At 58.4% G+C, this 22766-nt stretch carries 24 protein-coding genes and 1 tRNA gene; 7 read left to right on the top strand and 18 right to left on the bottom strand.

Annotated elements, in window-relative coordinates; genetic code table 11:
* Positions 1–34 precede the first annotated feature (34 nt).
* The gene (gene prpB / locus IE079_RS18030) at positions 35–922 is read right to left on the bottom strand and encodes a methylisocitrate lyase (protein ID WP_189578332.1); all 888 of its coding nucleotides are present in this window, start codon (positions 920–922) and stop codon (positions 35–37) included.
* 196 nt (positions 923–1118) lie between these two features.
* Positions 1119–1799: a GntR family transcriptional regulator gene (locus IE079_RS18025; protein ID WP_189578330.1), complete on the bottom strand. Its 681-nt coding sequence runs from the start codon at positions 1797–1799 to the stop codon at positions 1119–1121.
* A 308-nt stretch (positions 1800–2107) separates the two neighbouring features.
* Between IE079_RS18025 and galU the strand changes: the two genes are divergently transcribed.
* A complete protein-coding gene (galU, locus tag IE079_RS18020; protein WP_189578328.1) occupies positions 2108–2956 on the top strand; it encodes a UTP--glucose-1-phosphate uridylyltransferase GalU in 849 nt (282 codons plus the stop codon).
* 4 nt (positions 2957–2960) lie between these two features.
* On the opposite strand, the gene IE079_RS18015 is transcribed toward galU, so the two are convergent.
* The gene (locus tag IE079_RS18015; RefSeq protein ID WP_189578326.1) at positions 2961–3377 is read right to left on the bottom strand and encodes a helix-turn-helix domain-containing protein; all 417 of its coding nucleotides are present in this window, start codon (positions 3375–3377) and stop codon (positions 2961–2963) included.
* 273 nt (positions 3378–3650) lie between these two features.
* Here IE079_RS18015 and IE079_RS18010 point away from each other — a divergent pair, with 273 nt between their 5' ends.
* The gene (locus IE079_RS18010; RefSeq protein ID WP_189578324.1) at positions 3651–4463 is read left to right on the top strand and encodes a RibD family protein; all 813 of its coding nucleotides are present in this window, start codon (positions 3651–3653) and stop codon (positions 4461–4463) included.
* On the opposite strand, the gene IE079_RS18005 is transcribed toward IE079_RS18010, so the two are convergent.
* From IE079_RS18005 to IE079_RS17990, 4 genes are read right to left on the bottom strand one after another with little or no spacing between them, the layout of a single operon-like run.
* Positions 4414–5346 carry a lysylphosphatidylglycerol synthase transmembrane domain-containing protein gene (locus IE079_RS18005; protein WP_227712595.1) on the bottom strand — a complete coding sequence of 311 codons (933 nt, stop codon included), beginning with the start codon at positions 5344–5346 and terminating at the stop codon, positions 4414–4416. The two genes, IE079_RS18010 and IE079_RS18005, sit on opposite strands and share 50 nt — an antisense overlap.
* The gene (locus IE079_RS18000; protein ID WP_227712594.1) at positions 5343–7247 is read right to left on the bottom strand and encodes a glycosyltransferase family 4 protein; all 1905 of its coding nucleotides are present in this window, start codon (positions 7245–7247) and stop codon (positions 5343–5345) included. Before IE079_RS18000 ends, IE079_RS18005 begins: the two co-directional genes overlap by 4 nt.
* Positions 7234–7632, bottom strand: coding sequence for a 6-pyruvoyl trahydropterin synthase family protein (locus IE079_RS17995; RefSeq protein ID WP_189578322.1), 399 nt, complete (start codon positions 7630–7632; stop codon positions 7234–7236). Before IE079_RS17995 ends, IE079_RS18000 begins: the two co-directional genes overlap by 14 nt.
* Before the next feature lie 15 nt (positions 7633–7647).
* Positions 7648–8637 (bottom strand): zinc-dependent alcohol dehydrogenase, encoded by a 990-nt coding sequence (locus tag IE079_RS17990; protein ID WP_189578320.1) that lies wholly within the window; start codon positions 8635–8637, stop codon positions 7648–7650.
* A 119-nt stretch (positions 8638–8756) separates the two neighbouring features.
* Between IE079_RS17990 and IE079_RS17985 the strand changes: the two genes are divergently transcribed.
* From IE079_RS17985 to IE079_RS17965, 5 genes are all read left to right on the top strand, one after another.
* Complete coding sequence (locus IE079_RS17985) at positions 8757–9530, top strand: CDP-alcohol phosphatidyltransferase family protein (RefSeq protein WP_189578318.1); 774 nt, start codon at positions 8757–8759, stop codon at positions 9528–9530.
* Positions 9505–10128, top strand: a complete 624-nt coding sequence (locus IE079_RS17980) for a YceI family protein (protein WP_189578316.1) — start codon at positions 9505–9507, stop codon at positions 10126–10128. Before IE079_RS17985 ends, IE079_RS17980 begins: the two co-directional genes overlap by 26 nt.
* Positions 10129–10233: 105 nt before the next feature.
* The gene (locus IE079_RS17975; RefSeq protein ID WP_189578314.1) at positions 10234–11226 is read left to right on the top strand and encodes a DMT family transporter; all 993 of its coding nucleotides are present in this window, start codon (positions 10234–10236) and stop codon (positions 11224–11226) included.
* Between the two features lie 75 nt (positions 11227–11301).
* A tRNA-Val gene (locus IE079_RS17970) sits at positions 11302–11378 on the top strand.
* Between the two features lie 253 nt (positions 11379–11631).
* Complete coding sequence (locus IE079_RS17965) at positions 11632–12426, top strand: hypothetical protein (RefSeq protein WP_189578312.1); 795 nt, start codon at positions 11632–11634, stop codon at positions 12424–12426.
* A 360-nt stretch (positions 12427–12786) separates the two neighbouring features.
* On the opposite strand, the gene IE079_RS17960 is transcribed toward IE079_RS17965, so the two are convergent.
* The 11 genes from IE079_RS17960 to IE079_RS17910 all read right to left on the bottom strand — a co-directional run bounded on the left by IE079_RS17960 (position 12787) and on the right by IE079_RS17910 (position 22677).
* Positions 12787–13779: a major capsid protein gene (locus IE079_RS17960; RefSeq protein ID WP_189578310.1), complete on the bottom strand. Its 993-nt coding sequence runs from the start codon at positions 13777–13779 to the stop codon at positions 12787–12789.
* Between the two features lie 135 nt (positions 13780–13914).
* Entirely contained in the window at positions 13915–14445 is a 531-nt protein-coding gene (locus IE079_RS17955; protein ID WP_189578308.1) for a hypothetical protein, read from the bottom strand.
* A 12-nt stretch (positions 14446–14457) separates the two neighbouring features.
* Complete coding sequence (locus IE079_RS17950; RefSeq protein WP_189578306.1) at positions 14458–15852, bottom strand: phage terminase large subunit; 1395 nt, start codon at positions 15850–15852, stop codon at positions 14458–14460.
* Positions 15842–16246, bottom strand: a complete 405-nt coding sequence (locus IE079_RS17945) for a hypothetical protein (RefSeq protein ID WP_189578304.1) — start codon at positions 16244–16246, stop codon at positions 15842–15844. Before IE079_RS17945 ends, IE079_RS17950 begins: the two co-directional genes overlap by 11 nt.
* Before the next feature lie 346 nt (positions 16247–16592).
* Positions 16593–18965, bottom strand: coding sequence for a DNA primase family protein (locus IE079_RS17940; RefSeq protein WP_189578301.1), 2373 nt, complete (start codon positions 18963–18965; stop codon positions 16593–16595).
* Entirely contained in the window at positions 18962–19285 is a 324-nt protein-coding gene (locus tag IE079_RS17935; RefSeq protein ID WP_227712593.1) for a helix-turn-helix domain-containing protein, read from the bottom strand. The genes IE079_RS17940 and IE079_RS17935 overlap by 4 nt, the downstream gene beginning before the upstream one ends.
* Positions 19282–19488 carry a hypothetical protein gene (locus tag IE079_RS17930; protein ID WP_189578299.1) on the bottom strand — a complete coding sequence of 69 codons (207 nt, stop codon included), beginning with the start codon at positions 19486–19488 and terminating at the stop codon, positions 19282–19284. Before IE079_RS17930 ends, IE079_RS17935 begins: the two co-directional genes overlap by 4 nt.
* On the bottom strand, positions 19485–19700 hold the full coding sequence (locus IE079_RS19120; protein WP_227712592.1) for a helix-turn-helix transcriptional regulator: 216 nt from the start codon (positions 19698–19700) through the stop codon (positions 19485–19487). Before IE079_RS19120 ends, IE079_RS17930 begins: the two co-directional genes overlap by 4 nt.
* A 79-nt stretch (positions 19701–19779) precedes the next feature.
* Positions 19780–20289, bottom strand: coding sequence for a hypothetical protein (locus IE079_RS17920; RefSeq protein WP_189578297.1), 510 nt, complete (start codon positions 20287–20289; stop codon positions 19780–19782).
* The gene (locus IE079_RS17915) at positions 20286–21626 is read right to left on the bottom strand and encodes a site-specific integrase (RefSeq protein ID WP_189578295.1); all 1341 of its coding nucleotides are present in this window, start codon (positions 21624–21626) and stop codon (positions 20286–20288) included. Before IE079_RS17915 ends, IE079_RS17920 begins: the two co-directional genes overlap by 4 nt.
* A 259-nt stretch (positions 21627–21885) precedes the next feature.
* A complete protein-coding gene (locus IE079_RS17910) occupies positions 21886–22677 on the bottom strand; it encodes a GNAT family N-acetyltransferase (RefSeq protein WP_189578293.1) in 792 nt (263 codons plus the stop codon).
* Positions 22678–22766 lie beyond the last annotated feature (89 nt).

Here is a 22766-nt window from a genome sequence, read left to right as displayed (position 1 = left end):
ATCTCCTCATCAGAATCTTGTTGTCGGCAATAAATCAGTTCTTTTTCTGGGCGAAGAGTTCGTCCAGTTTCTGTTCGAAGTCGTGGTAGTTCAGAAAGTCATACAGCTCCGCACGGGTCTGCATGATGTCCACCACGTCTTTCTGATCGCCCTTCTCCAGGATGTTCTCGTACACCTGAAGGGCCGCCTTGTTCATGGCGCGGAAGGCGCTTAACGGATAGAGCACCATACCGGCCCCGGCTTCTGCAAGCTCGGACTTGTTGTACAGCGGGGTGGCGCCGAATTCGGTGATATTGGCGAGCAGGGGAGCATCGATGGCTTCCGCGAAAGCCCGGTAGTCGGACAGGTCGTGTACGGCCTCGGCGAAGATGCCGTCAGCGCCGGCCTCAATGCAGGCCTTGGCGCGATCAATGGCCGCTTCCAGCCCTTCCTTCTGGAAGGCGTCGGTGCGGGCCATGATGAAGAACTCCTCGTCCTGGCGGGCATCGGCGGCGGCCTTGATGCGGTCCACCATCTCTTCCTTGGAGACGATTTCCTTGTTGGGGCGATGGCCGCAGCGTTTCTGGGCGACCTGGTCTTCAATGTGGACCGCTGCCACACCAGCGCGCTCCATCTCGCGGATGGTGCGGGCAATGTTCAGGGCACCGCCCCAGCCGGTATCGATGTCCACCAGCAGCGGCAGGTCGGTGGCGGTGGTGATGCGGCGGGCATCTTCCACCACATCATTCATGGTGGTCATGCCCAGGTCCGGCAGGCCGAAGGAGGCATTGGCGACACCGCCACCGGACAGGTAGATGGCCTGGTGCCCTACCCGCTCCGCCATCATGGCGGAATAGGCGTTGATGGTACCGACAATCTGCAGCGGCTGGTTCTCTTTCAGCGCCTTGCGGAAACGGGCGCCGGGGGATGGTTGTTTGGTCATGTTGCTCTCCTGATTAAAGATTTTGTTAGCCACGGAATCCACGGAAGGACACGGAAAAAGGACATAGATAAAAAGAACCTGGCGGCGGGTACTTTCAAGTCTGAGGCCACCCGCGACCCATTTTTCTTTTGCTTTTCTTCTGTATTCTTCCGTGGATTCCGTGGCTCAATTTCTTCTTTCTGTCCGTGGCTGCCCGTCAGATGTCCAACAGGCCGTCGCTGATTTTCTGTTCAATGTTCTTTCTGGCGGCGTTGATATGGCGTTGCATCAGGAATTCCGCCAGTTCGCCGTCCCGCTGGGCAATGGCCTCGACAATGCGGCGATGCTCGCCCAAGGCCCGGTGCGGCCGGCCGCTGGATGTGCTCAGACGGTACCGGTACATGCGCACCATGTAGTAAAGATCACCCAGCAGCATTTGCGCGAGTTTGGCATTGCGGCTGCCGGTGGCGATGCGGTGATGGAAGTCGTAGTCACCCTCGGCCTGGTAGTAGGCCTGGCCGCGTGCTTCCTCGATCATGGTTTCGTGGCTGTCGAGGGTGGCCTGCAGGTCGGCGATTTCCTGGTCGGTCATGCGTTCTGCGGCCTGGCGGGCGGCCAGCCCCTCCATGGCTTCGCGGATGCGGTACAGTTCCATCAGTTCGTCGGCGCTGACGGACACCACCTTGACGCCGGCATGGGGGCGGCGCACCAGCAGGCCCCGGGATTCCAGCCGGCCCAGCGCTTCCCGCAGGGGACCACGGGTCAGCTTGAAGCGTGCACACAATTCCACCTCGCCGATCTTTTCGCCGGGGGCAAGGTCTCCCGTGACGATGGCGGTTTGCAGACAATCAAAGGCTTCGTCGGCTCGGGTAAGGGGCTGTGGTGCGACTGCATTCATGCTTTTGTCGACAATCATTGCGATATTTAACCGAAAATTACGCCCTGCCGCCCCGATTGTCAACAATCCATAACATCAGACCTTGGTCTATTGTTGACATTGTCAGAAGCGCACCGCAAGAGTGCGCCGTAGACGGTATCGCTGCGGGCACCCGTCGTGTCCCGGTCCATGGAGAAATGGTAAAACTCCCGGAACCTGTTGATGTTTCCCTTTGTAACGGTAACCTGGTTACACTTGGCATATTTCCTGTATCGCCATGCGTACACGCTCATCTCACCTTCAGGAAACTGACACTAAGGACGTTATCGATGATCAAAAAATGCCTTTTCCCCGTTGCCGGTTACGGAACCCGCTTCCTGCCTGCCACCAAGGCCATGCCCAAGGAAATCCTGCCGATTGTGAACAAACCCCTGGTGCAATACGGGGTTGAAGAAGCCTCTGAAGCCGGCATCAGCGAGTTCGGGTTTGTGACTGGACGGGGTAAGCGGGCCATCGAGGATCATTTCGATATCAGCTATGAGCTGGAACACCAGATTGCAGGCACCGGCAAGGAAGACCTGCTGTCCTCCATCCGCGATCTGATCAACAACAATTCGTTCGCCTTCACCCGCCAGAACGAAATGAAAGGCCTGGGCCACGCCATTCTCACCGGCCGCAACCTGGTGGGCGACAGCCCTTTTGCGGTCGTGCTGGCCGACGACTTCTGCGTGACGGAAGAAGGCGACGACGGCGTGCTGGCGCAGATGGCCAAGCTGTACAAGCAGTTCCGCTGCTCCATCGTCGCCATCGAGGAAGTGCCCAAGGACGAGACCCACAAATATGGCGTAATCGCCGGCGAAACCATGAAGGATGGGCTGTACCGGATTACCGACATGGTGGAGAAGCCTTCACCGGACAAGGCACCGTCCAACCTGGCGATCATTGGCCGCTATATCCTGACACCGGACATTTTCGAGATCATCGAGAATACCAAGCCGGGCAAGAACGGCGAGGTACAGATCACCGATGCCCTGATGGAGCAGGCCAAAAATGGTTGCGTACTGGCCTACCAGTTCCGGGGCAGACGTTTTGACTGTGGCTCAATCGAAGGGTTTGTTGACGCGACCAACTATGTCTACGAGAACGTGTACAAGAAGAACAAGGAAAAGAAGAAGTAAGGCCCTAGCGGCCCAGCAGTTGCACGATCATGCGCCGGTTTTCCTCCGTGCTCTTGCGGAACCGGCGCAGCAATTCCGCTTCCTCCTCGGAAGGCTGAATCCGCTGGAACTGGCGCTCCAGCTCATCCAGGGCACCGGTCAGTTCATCGGTGTTGGAGAAAGCCAGCCCCGGCAATTGCAGTTGCCCCGGATTCACGCTCACCTCGGAATCCAGCAGGGACTCCAGCGGTACTTCCAGGTGCCGGCACAGGTCAATCAGTTCATCCACCGCCGGGTAAAGGCGCTGACGCGCATCCACATGCTCCCAGCGGGTCACCACCGCCTGATCAACGCCGCACAGTTCCGCCAGGTCGCGACGGGACAACTGCCTTGCCTCCCGGGCGTCTTTCAGTCTCTGCCAGAATGTTTCCATGTAGCGCATGGGGGTCTCCTGCGGATAATGCGGGGCCTGTGGTTCCCGTTTGCGAACAACCAGGGTCTCTACTTTATCCTTTACCGGCCTGTTCCGCGATAACCGGGTCACGCCTGTATGCCAATTGCCGAAGCGCCGTTCCATTACAACGTATTGGTGCCGGGCTTTTCCATTGGCGGCGGCGGGTTTATGTCATTAGAGTGAATCAATGACGATTTCTTACGTAAGTATTTCACAGGGGCACAGGCCCGACCAATCCGGATCCAGAACAATGAGGCATTGATGACCCCCAACCAGGCCTGGGAACTGATCCTGCAACAGCGACATCACCCCGACCACAGCAGTGACGACTGGCTTGTGGAAACGCCCGCCAGTGACGCTGACCGGGCGGCGGAACTATTGCAACTGTTCGCCCCGCTCGTTCGGGCCTTGCCGGCAAACCAGCCGCAACAGGTTATCGCCCAGATGGGCCAGAGCCTGGATGGTCGTATCGCCACCATCACCGGCAAGTCCCGGTACATCAACGGCGAGGACGGGCTGATTCACCTGCACCGGATACGGGCGGTATCGGATGCCGTGCTGGTGGGCTCCGGCACGGCCAGCGCCGACAACCCGCGCCTGACCGTACGCCTGGCCACCGGCCCCAACCCGGTACGGGTTCTGGTAGACCGGCACCGCCGGGTTCCCGCAGACCATCATCTGTTCACGGACGGTGCCGCCCCGACCCTGCACCTGGTGGCCGGGCGCTATAATCCTGCCAGCCTGCCGTCCACGCTGTCAGCGGGAGTGTATGAGATCCCCTGTCTGAGCGACGAAGAAGGGCCCATCGATCCCCGGGAGGTACTCCGGGTGTTGGACCAGCTGGGGCTGAAGCGGATCTTTGTTGAGGGCGGTGGTCAGACGGTGTCTACTTTCCTCAGCGCCGGGCTGGTGGACCGGCTGCATGTGCTGGTGTCGCCGATGATCATTGGCAGCGGTCAGCCCGCGTTCTCGCTGCCGGAAATCGACAGCCTGGCTGATGCCCTGCGACCACGGGCCAACATGGTCAATCTGGGCAGCGATATGCTGTTTGATCTGGATTTTTCTGGTCATTGAACAAGAACAATGCCCCGGGCAGCGAGGACACCAGCACCAGCAGCCCGTAGCTGACCGAAAGAGCCACTCCCTGCCCCGCCTCCAGCCCTGCCAGCGGCCAGATCAGTGCCGCCGCGCCTTCACGCACACCCCAGCCGGCAATGGTGAGGGGTATGAGCATGGCCATCAGCAACACGGTACACAGCGCCAGTAGCAGCCAGGGATTCGAGCGGGCAACCTCAAGCCCCAGCCCCATGGCCAGGCACCAGAACACCAGCAGATAACTGCCAATCACCAGCAGCGACGAGGCCAACTGAATCGGCAATGCGGACAGGTTCAGCAGTGCACGGCTCAGATCCTCCCGGAAACGCCACCACCACTGCTGTACGGCAGGCGCCTGCAGCAGGGACCAGAGCAGCAGGCCGGCCACCAGCACCCCGGGAATCAGGAACAGGCCCGGCACGGGTGGCCGCAGTACCGGCAACCAGACCATAACCATGGGCAGCACCAGTAACAGCAGCACCAGCTGCCCGGAGAGGCGTTCGATCATGACACCATGGACAGCGAGGGTGGTGTCGTTGCCATTGCCGCGGTGGCGCAGGGCTCGGCCAGCGTCGCCCGCGACACCACCGGGCATCAACTGGTTCACCATGGTCGCCAGGTAGTACTCGCCGATGGCATGGCCCAGCGGTATATGCCCGCCCAGCCTTGCCACCGTGTAGTGCCAGCGCCAGGCGGAAATCACCACTTGCAGGGGCGTGACCAACAACGCCAGCAGCAGCCATGGTAGTGCCACCGAGCGGAGCTGATCGGCCACCTCCCCCAGGTCCACCAGCCAAAGCACGAAAGCCAACACGGCCAGTGTCACGGACCAACGCAAAACGGCGCCGCTGCCAGTGGTCACGATGCGGGCACTCCCAACAGGTCGACATGGTCCACCTCGATCAACAGCTCGCCCTTATCCGCCTGCCGGGTGCGCTCCGTCAGCCACTCTTCGAGCCAGTCGCTGTCTGCTGGCTGATCATTGGTGCCAGAGCAAAGCTGTGCCCGTGCCGCATCGACCCAGCCCGCCATCAAAGCCTTCTGCAGGGCACAGTGGGTGCTGTCCAGATGCCAGATACTGGGCTCACGGCTTACCCGGTACCCCTTGCGCTGCAGGGCATTGGCCAGATAGTCGCTTGCCTCCGGGCCGCAGGCGGCACCGGTGCCCTTGTCTCCGTGCTGGTGTTCGTTGACCCGCTGGCGCAGATCGCCGTCAGCCCGGTGTTCCGGTATCAGCCGAAACCGACCGGCATAGGACAGCACGACAAGCACCGCTGCCCGGCGTGCGGCTGCCGCACCGGCAAACGCATCCAGCCAGTCCTTCGACACCAGATCAATCAACGCCGAGGCGGTGAGCAGGTTCAGCGACCGTGGCAGGCGCTGGTCCAGGTTGGTCGCCTCCAGCCGTTCGATATGAATAGCCGGGCCCGACTCGGCCCGGGGATTATTCCTGAGCAGCGCTGCATCCTGGTCGAACAAGTGCCAGCGGCTGTCGGCCAGGCCGGCATCAGTGAGGGCCCGGGTCAGATAACGCCAGTTGGAGCCGGTACCAGAGCCGATATCCGCAATCACCGGAGCCTGCTGGCCCTGCTGCCGCAGCCAGTCTATCGCCTGCGCGGTCAGCGCACCGGCGCGGGCCGCGTGGTCCGCCGGTTCCCGCAGGCCCAGCCAATGGGCATCGAAGTCACTGCCTGTGGGCAATGCCTGCGCAACTGCCTGCTGGAATTCCCGGGCAGCCTGCTGCCAGCTCCGCAGATGGCGGGTACTATCGACAGCGGCTTCCTGTTGGCGGGCCAGTATTTCCGGGTTCCGCCAACGCGCTTCCAGCAGGCGTGACAGCGCGGCCACCTGCCCTGCCGGATAGGTGACGCAGCCGGGTCGGTCAGCGGTGACCGCCAGCGCGCCACCATCGGACGAGATTACCGGCAGGCCGTGTGCCAGGGCCTCGTCAATCACCATACCGTAGCCTTCATTCAGCGACGGCAAGACAAACAGGTTGGCCCGCCGGAAAGACCGGGCCAGCGCCTTGCCGGACAGCTCGCCGGTCAACCGGATCCGTTCGGTCAGGCCCAGGGCTTCAATACGCTGCTGAACACTGGCAGCATAGGCCGGGTCCCGCTCAAGCGACCCCGCCAGCTCACAGTGCCAGCCGGTGCCCGGCAGTTGCGCCAGCGCTTCAACAAGATGGTGCTGTGCCTTGCGGGGTGACAGATGGGCGAGACACAGGATACGGAGATCGCCTGACGGTGACACCGGGCGCCCGATTGCCGGATCCGGGCGGTGCACCCCCGGCGGCACGGTAGCGATTCGGTTGGCGGCAACGTCATACCGGGAGAGCCTCTCCGCGGTGGTGTTGCTGGTGGTAATCACCCGCCGCACCGCCGCCAGGGCGCGCCGCTCGGTATCGAAAAAATGCTGCTGGTCCGCCCCGGTAAGGCCGGTTTCATCCGCCAGTGGGTGATGGACCAGTGCCATCAGGTCAATGCGATGGCCGTGGCGCTCGGCCACTTCCGGGCAGCCACCCAGGGCCAGGCCGTCGACAATAACCGTGGCGTGATCAGGCAGCCCTGCCAGGGCACCTTCCAGCGACTGCCGGGCCTGCTGATCCACCCGGGGGAACTGTCCTGCCAGCCCCAGAAGCGTTACCGGCTGGCCGAGCTGTTGCAGGCCATCCACAATCGCCCGCACATAACCATAGCCGCCGGTGAGCTGCCCCGGGTCCCCCGGGACCAGGATCGTCCACGGTGCCTCAGATCTGGCCACGATAGCTGGCCCAGGCAACGTGGGATTCCGACAGGGTAACCACCAGCCCGTTCAGCCCCCTGGCACCCTCACCCAGTCGACCATCGTGGATCGCCTCGGCCATGCAGTCGAAGATATGCCGTGCCATGAATTCGGTGGTGGTGTTGTGGCCATAGAATCGCTCCAGCTCATCCAGATTCTGCATGTTGATGGGGGCCAATACTTTGCCAAGTGCCTCACTGGCCAGGCCGATATCCACCACCAGGTCGTGGTCGTCCAGTTCCGGGCGTTCGAAACCCACATCCACCACATAGGTGGCGCCGTGGAGTTTCTGGGCGGGGCCGAAGAGCTCGCCGTCAAGGCTGTGGGCAATCATTACATGGTCACGAACGGTCAGTGTGTACATGGTGCGTCCTTGGTTTCAGGCGTAGTGAATACGATGACACAGCGTGTCGGAAGCGCCGGCCGCCAGTTGCTGCATGACCGCTGGCAGCTCGCTGAAAGGACTCTCGCCGGTGATCAGGGCATCCAGTGCCGGCTCCGCCAGTAGCGACAGGGCCAGGGCCATGCGGTCGGCATGACTCCAACGCGGGGCCTGCTGCGGGCTGACCTGCCCGACCTGACTGGAGCGCAACGTCAGCCGGCGGGAGTGAAAGCTGCCGCCCAGGCTTGCCGGCACGGCCTGACGACCGTACCAGCTCATCTCGATAATACGGGCCTCGTTGCCCGCCAGGGCCAGAGCGCTCTCCAGCCCACCAGGATGGCCGCTGGTGTGAAACACCAGGTCATGATCGTCCTGTTCCGGAGAGCCTGCCCAGCGCACGCCGAGGGATTCCAGAACGGCCTGCCGGTGAGGGTTGGGGTCAATGGCCGTTACCCGTGCACCCGGGATACGGGCGGCCAGCCAGGCCACCAGGCAACCGACAACACCACACCCCACCACCGCAATGCGATCTCCCACCAGGGGCGCGCCATCCCACAGGCCATTGATGGCGGTTTCCATGTTGGCCGCCAGCACCGCCCGCTCCGGTGGCACGCCCTCAGGCAACGGGGTAACCGCCGATGCCGGCACACGATACCGTTGCTGGTGAGGAAACAGGCAGAAAACGGGGCGGCCCACCAGGTCCACGCGACCACCAATCACCCGGCCGACGTTCATGTAACCGAATCGGACCGGGCCCGGGAATTCCCCCTGCTGGAACGGCGCCCGCATGCGCTGGTGTTCCGATTCCGGCACATCCCCGTTGAACACCAGTGCCTCGGTGCCACGGCTGATGGCGGAGTAAAGGGTTTCCACCTCGACCCAGCCCTCCTCCCCTGAATGGTGAAAGACCTGGCCGTCGGCAATCTCACCCCGGCCGTTTCCCAGGGACCAGAACGCCGGAGAGGTTTCCGTTGACGATGAGGTCATAGTCGCTCCATGCTTGAATGTGAATACCGGAAAGGTTCTCACCGTGGGCGCAGGTGAACCGGAACCGGGCCGGTGGTGTATTTATGGGAACACAGCATAGCGTACGACAGGTAACGGGTATGGATTCTTCCCTTCGCGACTCTTCCTTCGGCAACAAGGCCCTGGCCCGGGCACCCTGGCCGGACCTGCTGCTGGGAGGCCTTGCCCTGGCGGTATTGCTGGGTCTGTCCAGACTAACGCTGGAAGTCACCATCCTGCCCCTCGCCCTGGCCGGCCTGCTCTACGCGGGCCTGACTGTGCTATTGATAACCGGGCTGACCCTGAGCCGGAGCCGCTTCGGCCCCGCAGACCGGGTCACCCTTGGCCGCGCCGTGCTGGTGCTGTTCCTGACCAGCCTGACCTTCCAGCCCGGGTTGCTGCAACAGCTTGCCTGGCCTTATGCCCTGCTGTGTCTGGCTGCGCTGAGCATGGATGGGGTCGATGGTTACGTGGCCCGCCGCACCGGCACCGCCAGCGATTTCGGCGCCCGCTTCGATATGGAGCTGGACGCCTTCTTCATACTGATGCTGTGTCTGGCCACGATGATACTGGGAAAGGCCGGGCCGTGGGTACTGCTGATCGGCCTGATGCGCTATGGCTTCGTGATAGCCGGCTGGCACTGGAAGTGGCTCAATAGTCCATTGCCGGAGAGTTTCCGGCGCAAGACGGTGTGCGTTTGGCAGCTTGTCACCCTGATGGTTGCGCTGCTGCCACTGACGCCGGACCTGCTGGCCCATGCTACCCTCATGATAGCGCTGGCGCTGTTGTCCTGGTCCTTCGCCATCGATATCCGCTATCTGTACCAGCAAACCCGACAAGGAGCTCATGATGAACACTCAACGGAAGACCGCTAACCCGATAGTTGCCGGCCTGGCAGCTGTCTCCCTGGCCATGGGCAGTACTGCCGTGCTCGCGGAGCCCCGAAGTTACAAGATTGATGACAACCACTTCGCGATCACCTTTGAAGTGGACCACCTGGGCTATGCCTCGGTGATTGGCATGTTCCTGAAGGCAGAGGGCCAGTTCGAATACGATGCCGAAGCCCGGGATGTGCCCTCCGGCACAGTGGTGGTCCAGAGCGCCAGCGTGTTCTCCAACCACGAGAAACGGGACGAACACCTGCGCAAGGACGACTTCCTGCACAGCGAACAACACCCCGAAATCACGTTCGAAGTCACTGACTTCGAGCCCACCGGTGACGACACTGGCAAGCTCACCGGCGACCTGACCATGCTCGGCCAGACGCACCCGGTGACCCTGGACGTGACCCTGAACAAGGCGGCGGAGTACCCGATCAGCCATGAAGAGTACACCCTGGGCCTGTCGGCGAGCACCACCATCCAGCGCAGTGACTGGGGCATGACCTACGCCCTGGACCCGCTGATGGTAGGTGACGATGTGCATCTACGCTTCGAGTTCGAGGCTATCCGGGACAATAACGGCTGGTTCTGACCGACGCAGCGGGTGCTACGGTCGTGGTTTCAGGCCGGGTCGATTAGCTGGGGCGTTATGAGCATGCTAAACTCCGCGCCCTGATTTTCGGATGAGATCGGTGCCATGGCCCTCTCCAACACCAACAAATCGGACCTCCTCCTGGTCGGTGTGACCCTGCTGGCGGCGTTCAGCTGGGCCTTTTCCAAGGAAGCGGTGCTGCTGATGCCACCGCTGATGTTCATGTCTCTGCGTTTTCTCATGGCCGGCGCCATTCTGGCCTTGATGGCCCGGCGGCAGCTGACGCGCCTCAGCACTACGCAGATCCTGCGCGGTGCGCGGGTCGGCCTGGTCTTCGGCTCCGCCATGAGCTGCTGGGTGATGGGGATCTGGCTCGGGGTCAACCTGGGCGAAGCCGCCTTCATTGTCAGCCTTGCGGTGGTGATTGTCCCCGTCATTGCCCGTGTTTTCTTCCGGGAGCAGCAACCCCTCAGCACCTGGCTGGCCCTGCCTGTGTCCGTCTGCGGCCTGGCTTTGCTGTCGCTGGAGAATGGCTTCCGGCCGGAAAAAGGCCAGCTGCTGTTTGTGGTCGCGGCCTTTATCTTTGCCACCGCCTATATCCTCACCTCCCGCACTGCCAATACCCGCACGGTGGTCAAGCGCAGCGGCGAGAGCGTCACCAAAGAGCGGGTGCCGGCATTACCACTGACCACCCTGAGCATGACCACGGCCGGCCTGCTCACCGGCGCGATCTCCCTGTTTTTCGAGCAGTGGCAAGCCACGTTTGCCAGCTTCACCGGTGAGATGTTCTGGTGGCTTTTCGCCAGTGCCACCATTGGCACCGCCTTCCGCTTTTTGGTGCAGACCTATGCCCAGAGCCTGTCTTTCCACAGCCATGGCGTGGTGATACTGGTGTTGGAGCCGGTGTGGGTCGCCCTGATGGCCTGGGTCTGGTTCAGCCAGACCATGACCCCCACCCAGCTTGCCGGCTGCGGCGTGATCCTGCTGGCCCTGCTGATCAACCGCTGGACAGAGCTCTCCCGCAGCCTGCGCAGCTGGCTGCGCAAGTCCGGCCGCGCCCGCCGGATTGCCCGCATTCGCTCGTCCCGGCAGGTCTGAAACCGCCACGAAAAAGTGCCGGAAAATGGTTGACCACGGGAGCCCGGATCAGTATATTTCCACCCCGTTGCACACAGGACCATAGCTCAGTTGGTTAGAGCGCTGCCTTGACATGGCAGAGGTCGGCAGTTCAAATCTGCCTGGTCCTACCAGAATTGCTTTAAAAAGAGCCACTTAGAGCGCAAGCCGAGTGGCTTTTTTGTATTCGGTTACATGACACTGCTACGTGTTACCAATCTGTGACCATGAAAGCAGAACAAACCGCTCGCATGGTTGCCCAGCGGTCGCGCCACCTGCCGGAAATGGTGGGACTGTCAGGAGAGACTGACGCCCTTGCCAGCGTTCACCCTCCGTTACAAAACTGTTAGGCTCTAATCCACCTTTGTCCATAGATGGATTAACCAGATGCCGAACAAAAATCTTGCTGCCGTTTCTGTTGTCGTGGCCAGTGCGTTACTAGCTGCGGGATGCGCCACTCAGCCTTCAGAACAACTCACCCCGTTATCTCCGAAAAACATCACCATTAAACGGCCCGCCTTGCAGAATGAAACAACTGTAGAAATCGGGCAAAGCATTATGTTTTGGGCATATGGCCCAGCGGAGACAGTAATCCAGCTTGAACGCCCCTATGAGTTTGAACACGACGAACGCAGTCTTTCCCTAATCGGTCCTAACTTTCCAGCGGTTGCTATGCTTGGGAATGACTATATCGCTCGGGTTAACTATGTGTCCGTTGATGGTGAATTTACTGCGATCAAACCGGGAGAGCTATTACTTTCATCTGGGCCTGAGGGCTGTTCCCTTCTGGTTGCTAATACTTTCTCGCTGCCAGAGGCTGGCGGAGCTAACCCAGTAGACGGCATCTCCAGTATTTTTTCGGGCAAGCGAGCAATCTTTGGCGGCACGAAACCAGCCCAAGAGCATCAAATACCCACGGAAGTGTGCGGCATAGACCAATCGACGATTGCGGATTCAGAGGATAGCTTTAGGAAAGAGCTGGTATATCTAGGGCGCTCGGGAGATACGATTCAGCTTTCCTATCGAGAGTTTTATAACAACATGGCAAGACCAGCATTCTCTAACAATATCCAGTATGACCTTGGCGACAGTGACGTGATCGGTTTTCAAGGCGCCAGGTTCAAGGTGCTCTCAGCCACTAACACCTTCTTTACCTATGAAGTCATGAAACACCTTCAATAACTTCTCTCAAGGGCACTGCTCACACCATTGGATAAATCCCCGGCTAAGCCACGCCGGGTCATGGCCTGTAACGTTGCAGATCCGGCGCAACATCCATGTGCACTCGCACATAGCGTCGAACGCTTCCTCTAGGTCGTCAGCGGTCGCTGAATGGCTTTTCTTGCCCTGCCAGTAGCGTTTAGCATCATCCACTATCAAGGCCAGTGCAGACACCCACAAGCGGCGCTCTGCCAGACCAGCATCAGTACCGTAGTCGATAGGATCAAGGGGAAAGGGTGCCGCCGGTGAGCCTGCCACGTACCCACCGACGGCGTTGTTGCGCTTCAGACCAGATGAGGTGCCAGTCATCAGCGCGAACTCTTACAACGTGTGCTTCAGGAAAACCATCGGCACGGCTTTACGCTCGATTGAGCGCGTCCAGTTGGTTGCGTCGGCCAGCTCTGCAATGGTCGGGCTTTCACCGACAACGGCAGTATCAGACCAGCTAAAGCCAAGCGGATGCACCGCCAGGTTCACACGGCTGTGAAGTACCTGTTGGCCCCCACCGTTACCGGAGGAAGGCAGGCTTTCCACTTCGGTGCCGTCAGCCACTCGTGGTTCGCCCATGGCATACCCTACCGCACCAGCACCGAACAGAACGCTTGTGTAAGTGGTGTCCGTCGCCACTACTTTTGGCATGGCCTCATCCATCACCACCGCCAGCCCTCGGAAGGTCGGCATGGTCAGACTGCCCTGTGAGTCTGGAATAAACTCGATCAGGTCATCTTTCAAGGCTTTGCGGTAGGTGTCCGGGTGCATGGCAATGGCAGACAGTGAGTCCATCGCATCGCCCATGGTGCCAGCGGCATCAATGACGGCGGCGGCGCTAAACGCGGATGGTGTGTCTGCCGTAATGTCCAGAATCATATCGCCGGAATCGTTGGCCAGGTTGCTGGCCTCAATACCCTGAAGGGTTGATACCAGACGTTTCTGTACCTGTCGGTTCCAGTAGGCCACCACGCGGTTCTGAATGCGGATCATTGCATCGTCACCGGCAATCTCTGAGGCCAGGTTCATGGTTGACCAAGAGCCATGCAAAAACGATTTGCGCACCTTCTGTTTGAAGCTGCCAATCTTGTGCGGGGTGGACTCGATAGCGGGGTCATCGTTTACAACGTCCGCTTCATCGTCGGCAAGATCCAGCCAGCCGGGGACAGTGAACGCATGAGCGCCAGCGGTGAGCTGATCTTGCATCACGGCGTTATTGACCAATACACCAGACTCAGCGAGCGCGGTACGCACCATGCTGTTCTGGATGATGTAGTCGGTAAATTTAACGGGTTCGATTACGTCTGAAAGTCTTACAACGGCCATAAGAATCACCTAGTTATGGAAACTATTTAAGGTTGATTCTCGGCAAACCACGGGTTTGGGAGAGTTGCGCCACGGGCGCGAAAGGGTCAGCCGCCGCACCGCCAGGGCACGGCTAACTGATTGATTAAATTATACTCAATTCAGCCCGAAACGTCTAGCGGGCGCGCTTTCGGATTGGGTGCCGGTCTGGGTAGTGCTTGCGGAAGTTCCGGCCCCTGTAGCGCCTCCACCGGTTGCCCCTGAGCCTTTAATCATTGCCCTGATACTGGGTATCAACTTGTTCTCGGCAATGCGTCTAATGCCGTCCTGATCCAGCTTCACGGGGACGCGCTCGCCCTTTTCTGGGATCTCCACTTCCAGCGGTTCGCCGGAGTCTTTCGAGATGAGCGCGTCACCTTCGCCGATGTCGTAATGGTGGGTGATTTCCCGGAACAGTGTTTCCGCCATATTCGGCATGGCGACCTCTTCCAGCATGTTCTGGCGGGGTAGTTCCACCGTCACACGCTGCAATTTTGCTTTGGCCTCGTCCCGTTCTTTCTGGGCCTGTTCCAGCTCTGCGGTTGCAGCCTCGCCGTCAGCCTTGGCCTTTCGTTTCTCGCCTACCAGCTCGTAGTTTTTGGCTTTCAGCTTTTCAATCTCTTCTTTCAGTTGCTCAACTTCGCTCATGGTGTCACCTCGTTAGTTATTGAACGCAAACTCTACATGCGGGAGTGGTTGGTAGCCGGTCAGGGCATAACGACAAGCGTCGGCGGCATGATCGGCGGCAGTGGAATCGACATCTTCCGGTTTACGGGGATCTCTGGGCAGCGCGGGGACGGTCTGCCACCACACTTGGCAGTTGCGGGAGACGTACAAGCCAGGACGGTCTGGGGTGCCAGCGTCAGCCAGCATACGGCGCATGATCTGCCAGCCTGCCAGCCGTGAGCCTTTGTGTGCTTTGGTGAACGATACGCCAGCCTTGCGGAACTCGTCGCCGATGGTGCCGGACTGCGAGCCGTTGTTGTTGAATATGGCGTCATCCGCCACGCCTCTGGGTGAAGCGCGCCATTGCTTGCACATACTGATAATGCGGTCGGCCTGATCGGGGACGGTCAGCCCTAAACCGGCATTCAAATCGTCCGGGCTTGTGGTGCTTTCCTCATCCACCAGGACAACCGAACCTTTCGGGTAGAAGTAACCGTCTGGTCCTTCCGCGCCTGGGGACTGAGCACACAGATACGTGACAGACGGCGCGGCGCTTCCGAAGTCGTGAGCCAGGTATATCTTCCAGCGGTCGGTGTCCCATTGGTCCGGCAGGGGCAGCTCTGGCCATGGCTCTACTCTTACTCGCTGCTCATCGATGACTGAGCTGAAGTAGGCACCACGCAGAACAGACCAATCACCTTCCAGCCAGGCACGGCCTAACTCTGGGTCAGTGGCACAACTGGCCATCAGGTTCTTTGCGTAGCGGTCACGGTCGATGAACTCGTTATCCCGGTAGGTGCTGGCAATGGACACAAAATCAAAACCAGTGGCCTCGTCAATGTACGGCTTCCATGGCTCTTTCAGGGCGTATCGTCGCACCAGCCACGCATGACCTACGCCACCAGGGTTAGCAATCAATATAAACCGTGTGGGGACGCCAGCAGGGGCGCGCAGGGATGACCTGAGCCGGTCGGTCAGTGCTGGACTGGCGTACTGCCCTGCCTCATCCACGGCGATGTGGGAGAAAGACTTGCCCTGATACTTTGCAAAGTCGTTTTCTCTTTCGAGCTGATCCAGTTGGACAGTCGCGCCATTGGGTAAGGTGAAGCGGTGTTTCTGGCCATCAAACCGGAGCTTATCGCCATACACTTTGGTGAAGTAGGAACGGAACTCTGCCTCAAGATCCTGAAGGCCGGGGAAGCTCTTACGCACCACCAGACAGCGCGCCTCGTCACCATGCTGTTCACAATGACGTAGGAATATCGCGGCAAGGGTAAACGTCTTACCACCACCACGGCCACCACCTAAAAACAGATCAAAGGCTTCCGGCACTGCCATGGCCTGGGCTTGCCAGGGGCTGAGTTGATCCGGGCGTTGTTCAGTTGCCATCGGGTAGCCTCTCCTGCTCTACCTGAATGGCTTTTGCGTACTCCGAAGGGTCAAGGGCCTGGGGCAAGTTGAACACCACACTAACGCGCTCTGAGGCTCCCTTGGGCTGCTTTTCCGTCATACCATGCCGTACCGCCAGCAACGTCTGGGCAGCTTTGGTGTCACCCTCCATGGCGCGGCTATACATGGCACCCAGTAGTTGATCCCGCTCCACTGCCAGGGCGTTGTCCCATATCTCTTTACTGGGCTTATGCTCGGCAATGACGCGCCTGAATTGATCCAGGGGCATACCTAACGCAGTCGCGGCGGCGGATTCAGACAGCAGACCATTAGCGGCCATGCTTTCAAGATGGTTCTTTGCACCAGCCGGTAGCTTTTCAAAGGGTCTGGCCATGGTTATGCCTCGTTAATTGCAGGTTTACTTATCGTTATTATCGCATTTAGGGTCACATATTGATAACACGTTGCGAACGCATATGAACAATAACTGTTTTCTAACATGGGGTTACGAATACTTTACTATGCCATAACAGGGTAGCGGTCGTTTGTTCGTTCTGTTGCTCGTGGCGGGAAATGGTTTTCCGTTGCTACAGGGTCATCAGGGACGGAAGGGTCACGTATTCCCACATTCCCCAATATCCAGAAAAGAATGTTTTAGGGTCATACTGAAATACAAATAATCTCTTTTTCTTCCATCACGGAATGTCGGGAGTGGCGTCCCTGCCGTCCCTGTTTTGCTATCAATGTGCGTAACTTCTGAAGTCCACGGCCCTCTTGCACTTAATGCCGGTGAGATACCTTGTGCCGTCCGACTTCTTCCGCTCAAATCCGAGCATAACCAGGCGATCACCAAACGACTTTTGCGCCAGACGTTTGTGAATCCCGTTTTCCTCTGCCCACGCCTTGTAAGCATCAAACAACGATTGCGGTCTGATCTTTCCGCCGGGGTCACGCTCGCACTCATCATCAACGAATTGCGCTACCTGATCGGCCTCAAGTCTCCATTTCTCTCTGGCCTGTTGGCAGCTCTCCGGCATCGTAAAGCGGTTTTGCAGTGCATCAGCATAAGCATCAAGGGCAAGGCTCAGGATTCCCGGCAACTCTTCCATCAGCTTGTCCTTTAACTGAGGGTCGCAGTTACCCAGCTCCGGCTTGAACTTGTTGTTGAACTCCACCACCAGGGCGCGGCGGAACAGTGCGTCGGAAAAGTCCCGCGTATGGGGCATATGGTTCGTACCAAACCAGCAGGTAGCGAACGGCCGCATCACAAACGGGTCTTTGAACTTGTGCTCAACGGTTGTAGGTTCGCCTGAGACAATCCCTTTCAGGCTGGCATCGTCGATCATTTCGCCCTGTTTGATCTCGGTTACGATGTTGGCCAGCTTGCCGTGTAGGTGAGCGCGCTGGAATGAGCGGTCAAAATGCGACGGCTGTACGCCTGCCACGTTCTCCGGGCCTGCCAGGGCCTCCAGAACAGACAGCAGAACAGATTTACCGTTAGCGCCTGTACCTACCATGATGATGAATTTTTCATGCCTGCAATGGGCCATGAGGGTGTAGCCGATCATTTCCAGCAGTGCCTGGGATTTGTCTCCGGCATCAGGATCGTCCTTGAATACCTCGCTCATAAACTGAATGAAACGTGGCGCTTGTGCCTTTGGGTCATACTCCACTGGAATCTGGGTTGTCCGGTAATGCTCCCGGTTGTGGGGCATCAGTTGCCACTGGCCAGACTGCAAAACCAGTTCGCCATTCAGCGTATTGACGCATTCAGGCGGCCCGACATTAAACGTATGGTGAGGGCGGAATATCTCGGTTCTGAACAGGTCTGCCACGCTATCCACCAGACTTTTTTTAACGCCATCGGCGTTGTCGGCCAGGTGGTGCTGTACCCACTGCTTCACCGCTCGATCTTCCTGCTTTTGCCAGACGCCAGTGTCCCGCCACTGCCAGACGAACGTGTCAGCCGCCATGACGTTGTTGTGGCCTACCTCATCCACCAACGAACGGGCAAGCTGCAAATCATCGGTGCCGCCATCGTCATAACAGGCGCGCTCTGTTTCTTCCATGACGCTGAAGGGCAAGCCGGTGGCCTTCTTGATTGCCTGCCGTACCTGTCGTTTTTTAGTAGGTGACAGCGGTATGGTTTCCTTAACCAGTGCGTCAACATCATCCGGGTCTGATTCCGGGGTCAGTTTTTGGGCATCAGCCAGGATCTCGGCATATTCACGCGGCGCGTAACCTTTGGCTCTCGCGCTGGCAATGGCATCATCCAGTTCCTTACCTCTGAGCAGGGCGGCGCGCTCTGGGCCTCGCTCGGCTTCTACTCGCTCGACATAGGGCACACAAAACAGACGTATATCGTCATCCTTCCAGCCCTTCGCCACCAGACGGCCAGCAACTTTGATTAAGTTAGGGTGCACTTCATCGCCTGAGCAAATAGCAGCTACCCAGTCGTTTATGTCGGTGTCATCAAACGCATCAGAGAAAGAATCAGACTCGCCGATCTCCTTCTGCTTTTTCGTTTGCAGCGGTTGCCGGAATTGGTCGATGCCGTCCATCTTGTCCAGCTCGTCCAGGGTGTAACCTTCTTCCGCATCATCAAACGTATGCAGGACGTTGTAAGCAGCGTCAGCCGGAACGCCTATATAGTAGGACTGGGAAAGGGTGCGGCTTTCATAGGCCAGCACACCACCTAACATGCCATTCAGGACTTCGATGTACCGTAACCGCTCGTCGGGCGTTATCGCCGTTGTGAGAGGTGTCAGAACGCGCCAGCGAGGGGCATCAGGTGTGGCGCTAAAGGTCGGCGCAATAACTGCCTTCAGGTTGTGACCTTCCAGCAGTTCAATGGCCTGTTCGGGTGTCATTTCTTCGCTGTCGTAATCGCCTTCAATGCCGGTCACTTCCAGCACGTTGGCGTTGTGGCGCAAACAATGTTTGTCGGTACGAATATCTCCAAACGTGGCCAGCTTAATCAGCTTGCAGTCATCCTTAACTGTTGCCGCCGGGAGATCCTGAAGCCACTGACAGAACTCTGGCCAGGTCTGGCACTTGTCGGCCTTTTTGGTGCCGGAATTGTTGAGCCATAGGGTGTAGTGCATAGCGGTCATACCTCACCTCCCGGCATCAGCACATATTCAGCGACACGGTGTAACCGTCCTTTGGAATCGGTATCTTCCCGCCGGTTGGTAATGATTTTGTACCCATGCTTACGCAATTCCATGACGCGGGCGGCAGGGTGCATAACATTTAGATGGTGCCGCGCATAAAGGGTCGTTAATGCACGATTGTTTTGCAGGTAATCCAGAATCCGGGCGCGTTGTGCGGCTGCGGATAGATCACGCATGTTCTCGCTGTCGGTGTTATACTGAACTTGCTCAAGTTGATTATTATTTGTGCTCTGGCTGGAAACGGTCGGGGCATTTTTCATTTCGCGCCCTCCTTATAATCCAGCAGACGGAAAACATCAGCCAGGCTGATTACCTTGCAGCCGCTAAACTGGCGGACAGTCACATAACCAGTGCTAACCGCATCGGTTACGGTATGCGCCGGGAGTCCAGTAAGGTGTGTAACATTGGACAGCGCCACGTATTCGCGCCCATTGGAAATGAAGGTGCCGGGAGTCCGCTTCATGCTGTGGCCTCCCGTTGCTTGGCCTCAAGCCATGCGTCGAGCTGGCCACGGGTCCAGCCTACACACCGGGGAGAGATGCGAATCTTGCGAGGAAAGTCGGGGTCGGTTTCTGACAGTTGGTGGAGCTTGGTTCTGCCCATGCCGAGATATATACAAGCATCGGCAACGCGGAAAAAAGCCTGTTCGGGTTGGTGTTGCGGTTGAATGGACACTTAGAGCGCCTCCGTTGTTCATTAAGGGACGCTCGTAGGGTGCTTTTGATGCCTGTTGGCAACCGTGGGTGCTTGCCAGCTAAGTTATTCTGAGCCTTATAGTTCGCTCCGATTCACTCACAGACAGGCGTTTTTTGATTCTCCGGGCAACTTCTGTTTTCGAGAGTTTGGTTATAGATTCAGAGCGAATTTTATCAGCCTCTTTTTGCCATTGCTGCCACACAGGGTGGCGCTCCTCTTCAACCTGTTGCTTCCTGTGGTCGGCATCTTTCCCGAACTGCCGTTGTACTCCCATCAGCCATTTATCATGTTTGGCATTCTCGAAATTCATTCTTGCTTTGAGAATCCAAAGGCGGAAGTCGCTCTCATCGCCACGCTCTATTGCATATTCGGCAGCTCCCAGCAGTTTCAGAATATAAGGCTTCTGTGGTAACTCGTCTGGCAAGCTATCTGCCGCCTTTTTCCAGGTTTCAACGAGCAAGACCCAGTCATTCGGCAATACGAGCTGATCCGCCTTTATGCGGATTACCTCGCGTTCCTTAGACTTTTGCGAAAAATACGCTTTCACCTTTTCTGGATCTAAAGTCATACCGCCTCCCTCTGCTCAACACTAGCGCCAAACTCCCGCAAAATATCTTTTGCTGCATCCGGGCAAAGATGCCCATAGTGGCTTTCGATCATCGCCACGGACTTGTGACCTGCCAGTTTTGCCACTGCGAACAATGGCACACCAGCGGCCACGAGAGAGCTTATAAAGTGGTGTCTCAACGCATATAGAGTCAGATCGTCTGGCAGACCGCCTAACCGTTTAACACGTCTCCACGGTTTGTCATGGGCGTTTTTGTCCATGCGCTTGCCAGTCACCGGAGATGGAAAGACAAGGCCGGAATCAGGCTTGCCGTTTTGCTCCCACCAGGACTTGACCACGGCCATTGCCTGCGGCGGGAGATCCATTTCAACACGCGCGGCTTTGTCCTCGCCGTGATGCTTGGTTTTCTCCGGCGTTTTGGTCAAACGTCCGAAGGTCGGGTTTAACTCCGATTGCCACTGCAACGAATAGAGATCACCGGGACGCATACCAGTAAACAGGCTCAACTTAGCGAACGGAATAAACCAATGGGGAAAAGCCACGTTGTCGAGGTCTGGCAAATGGGGTTTGCCATGCTTTCGGCTGTTGCGTCTCCCCTGCCTGATTTCCTCGGAAAACGCATCCAGGCCATTGTGAAAAGCCGCCAGCTCATCCTTAGTCAATAACCGTCGAGTGGATTCCCTTCTCTCCCGCAGCTCTCTGGCTCTCTCACTGTCGAGTGGCTTCTCTAGGGAAACATGCTGCAAGGGGTTTTCATCTAGCACACCGTCAACAATTGCCTGCTTTAGCAGGGTACGCAACGCTCCATAGGCTCGTTTAAGTGTTGCGTGAGCGCGTCCTTTCTTCTCTTTATCTGCTTGCCATGTGTGAATATCGGCGCGTGTCAGGCTGGCCATATCCCTGTCGAGTAGGTTCTCGAAGTTGGAGCGAAGTATTGCCAGTGTTCCATCCCCTGCGCTCCGGCGTGACTGGTAACGTGTATATGGTCCGTCGAGGTAGGCTTTCAGGGTCCGATGGGCGGCGCGTTGCTCTTGAGAGATAGCGAGAGCCTTCTTTTCTGCCTTCTCTGCCAGAACGTCCACATCGTCGTTGCGCCAGCCCATAGCCTTCTCTGCGGCTTGTTGCGGCTTCATTGCGGGATAACGACCTACTGTTGCAGTCTTGCGCTTGCCCCTCGGGTCCGTATAGCGATAGCGCCAGCTCCCGCCGGTTTTGGTCTTGAGTAGGTGCAGGCCGGTTACTTTCTCGCACCACAAGGTTGCTCTGTCTGCGGAGTCCTTGAGAAATGTATTTGCGGCTGAATCTGAAATGCTTGTATCGAGCTTGGCCTTTGCCATGTGTCACCCCGTGTCACCAATCTGTGACCTTAATGGTAACACATAAGCGAACAAACGTGGTCTACCATGAACACAAAAACTATTTAAGTCTTTGTTTTGTCGTTGTAGCCACTGTTTTTTAAGGATCTGTTTTGTCTTGACATGGCAGAGGTCGGCAGTTCAAATCTGCCTGGTCCTACCAGATTTATGAAAAGCCCCCGAGCGGAAACGTTCGGGGGCTTTTTCGTTGGCGGTGCCTTTTCCGGACACCAACCAGACATCAACTGACCTGTGAACGGCCAAAGAAGTAGAAACTGAGCCCGTCATAGTTGCGGAAGCCCAGGCGCTGATAAAGCGGCAGGCCGAAGGGGCTGGCCTGGAGAGTGACGAGGCGTGCGCCGCGCGCGAAACCGGCATTGACCGCCAGGCGTGTGCAGGCCCCGGCCAGCCCCTGGCGCTCGGCGTCGGCCACGGTGCCTACCCAGTAGATGCCGGCTGAGGCTCCGGTGACATAGGTCAGTGCCGTGGCCTGGGGCGCTCCATCCTTGTAAGCCACGTAACCGCAGACGTTGTCCCCCAGCACCCGGTCGCCGTGTTCGAAGAACCCGGCCACCTCGTCGGCCGAGACGCCAAGCCTGGGAAAGGCCTCCATGTTGACCTTTACGCAGTCCTTCAGGTGCGCCTCGCTCTCGATCGCCACCGTATGGACACCCTCGGGCAGGGGGACGGTTTCCAGTTGCCGGTTGATGATCATGCAGGGGGAGCTGGCGCGGGGGAAAATGCCGGCATCGGATAACAGGCTGTCCATGTCTTCATCGAAACGCTTGCGGGTCAGCAGCGCAAAGCCCCGCTCCCGGGAGCCGAAGAAGCCCATGGCCTGTTCGAAAGCCTTGCCTGCGGGCACCGACGGGTCGAGCCGTAAGGCACAGTTACGGTACAAACCGGGGCGGTGGGTGGACCCCGCTATCATCAGCATACCACCCTGCTCATGGGTCTCGGCAGGCTCCTGCCAGCGGGCATGCATACGAAACGATTCGATCAGGTTCTCATCTGCGAGCTGGGCACCAATCACCTGTATCCTCCCTATACCCCGTAACACTCTCAATACCATGGGACGAAACGGGCCCGTTCCGCCGGATTGTTGCCGCCAATACCCTTGAC

It is taken from the genome of Marinobacter zhanjiangensis (genome assembly GCF_014651935.1).
In the GTDB taxonomy this organism is placed as follows: Bacteria; Pseudomonadota; Gammaproteobacteria; order Pseudomonadales; family Oleiphilaceae; genus Marinobacter; species Marinobacter zhanjiangensis.
Note: the sequence above shows the minus strand (reverse complement) of the source record. Positions and strands in the feature narration are given on the sequence as shown.

Bases quoted from the DNA above. Each gene is read 5' to 3' on its own strand.
- IE079_RS17920 (WP_189578297.1), bottom strand. From the start codon at position 20,289: ATGACTTTAGATCCAGAAAAGGTGAAAGCGTATTTTTCGCAAAAGTCT.
- IE079_RS17965 (WP_189578312.1), top strand. From the start codon at position 11,632: ATGCCGAACAAAAATCTTGCTGCCGTTTCTGTTGTCGTGGCCAGTGCG.
- IE079_RS17945 (WP_189578304.1), bottom strand. From the start codon at position 16,246: ATGGCCAGACCCTTTGAAAAGCTACCGGCTGGTGCAAAGAACCATCTT.
- IE079_RS17915 (WP_189578295.1), bottom strand. From the start codon at position 21,626: ATGGCAAAGGCCAAGCTCGATACAAGCATTTCAGATTCAGCCGCAAAT.
- IE079_RS17940 (WP_189578301.1), bottom strand. From the start codon at position 18,965: ATGACCGCTATGCACTACACCCTATGGCTCAACAATTCCGGCACCAAA.
- IE079_RS17950 (WP_189578306.1), bottom strand. From the start codon at position 15,852: ATGGCAACTGAACAACGCCCGGATCAACTCAGCCCCTGGCAAGCCCAG.
- galU (WP_189578328.1), top strand. From the start codon at position 2,108: ATGATCAAAAAATGCCTTTTCCCCGTTGCCGGTTACGGAACCCGCTTC.
- IE079_RS18010 (WP_189578324.1), top strand. From the start codon at position 3,651: ATGACCCCCAACCAGGCCTGGGAACTGATCCTGCAACAGCGACATCAC.
- IE079_RS17975 (WP_189578314.1), top strand. From the start codon at position 10,234: ATGGCCCTCTCCAACACCAACAAATCGGACCTCCTCCTGGTCGGTGTG.
- IE079_RS17980 (WP_189578316.1), top strand. From the start codon at position 9,505: ATGAACACTCAACGGAAGACCGCTAACCCGATAGTTGCCGGCCTGGCA.
- prpB (WP_189578332.1), bottom strand. From the start codon at position 922: ATGACCAAACAACCATCCCCCGGCGCCCGTTTCCGCAAGGCGCTGAAA.
- IE079_RS17990 (WP_189578320.1), bottom strand. From the start codon at position 8,637: ATGACCTCATCGTCAACGGAAACCTCTCCGGCGTTCTGGTCCCTGGGA.
- IE079_RS17995 (WP_189578322.1), bottom strand. From the start codon at position 7,632: ATGTACACACTGACCGTTCGTGACCATGTAATGATTGCCCACAGCCTT.
- IE079_RS17985 (WP_189578318.1), top strand. From the start codon at position 8,757: ATGGATTCTTCCCTTCGCGACTCTTCCTTCGGCAACAAGGCCCTGGCC.
- IE079_RS17935 (WP_227712593.1), bottom strand. From the start codon at position 19,285: ATGAAAAATGCCCCGACCGTTTCCAGCCAGAGCACAAATAATAATCAA.
- IE079_RS18015 (WP_189578326.1), bottom strand. From the start codon at position 3,377: ATGCGCTACATGGAAACATTCTGGCAGAGACTGAAAGACGCCCGGGAG.
- IE079_RS17955 (WP_189578308.1), bottom strand. From the start codon at position 14,445: ATGAGCGAAGTTGAGCAACTGAAAGAAGAGATTGAAAAGCTGAAAGCC.
- IE079_RS17960 (WP_189578310.1), bottom strand. From the start codon at position 13,779: ATGGCCGTTGTAAGACTTTCAGACGTAATCGAACCCGTTAAATTTACC.
- IE079_RS18025 (WP_189578330.1), bottom strand. From the start codon at position 1,799: ATGAATGCAGTCGCACCACAGCCCCTTACCCGAGCCGACGAAGCCTTT.
- IE079_RS17930 (WP_189578299.1), bottom strand. From the start codon at position 19,488: ATGAAGCGGACTCCCGGCACCTTCATTTCCAATGGGCGCGAATACGTG.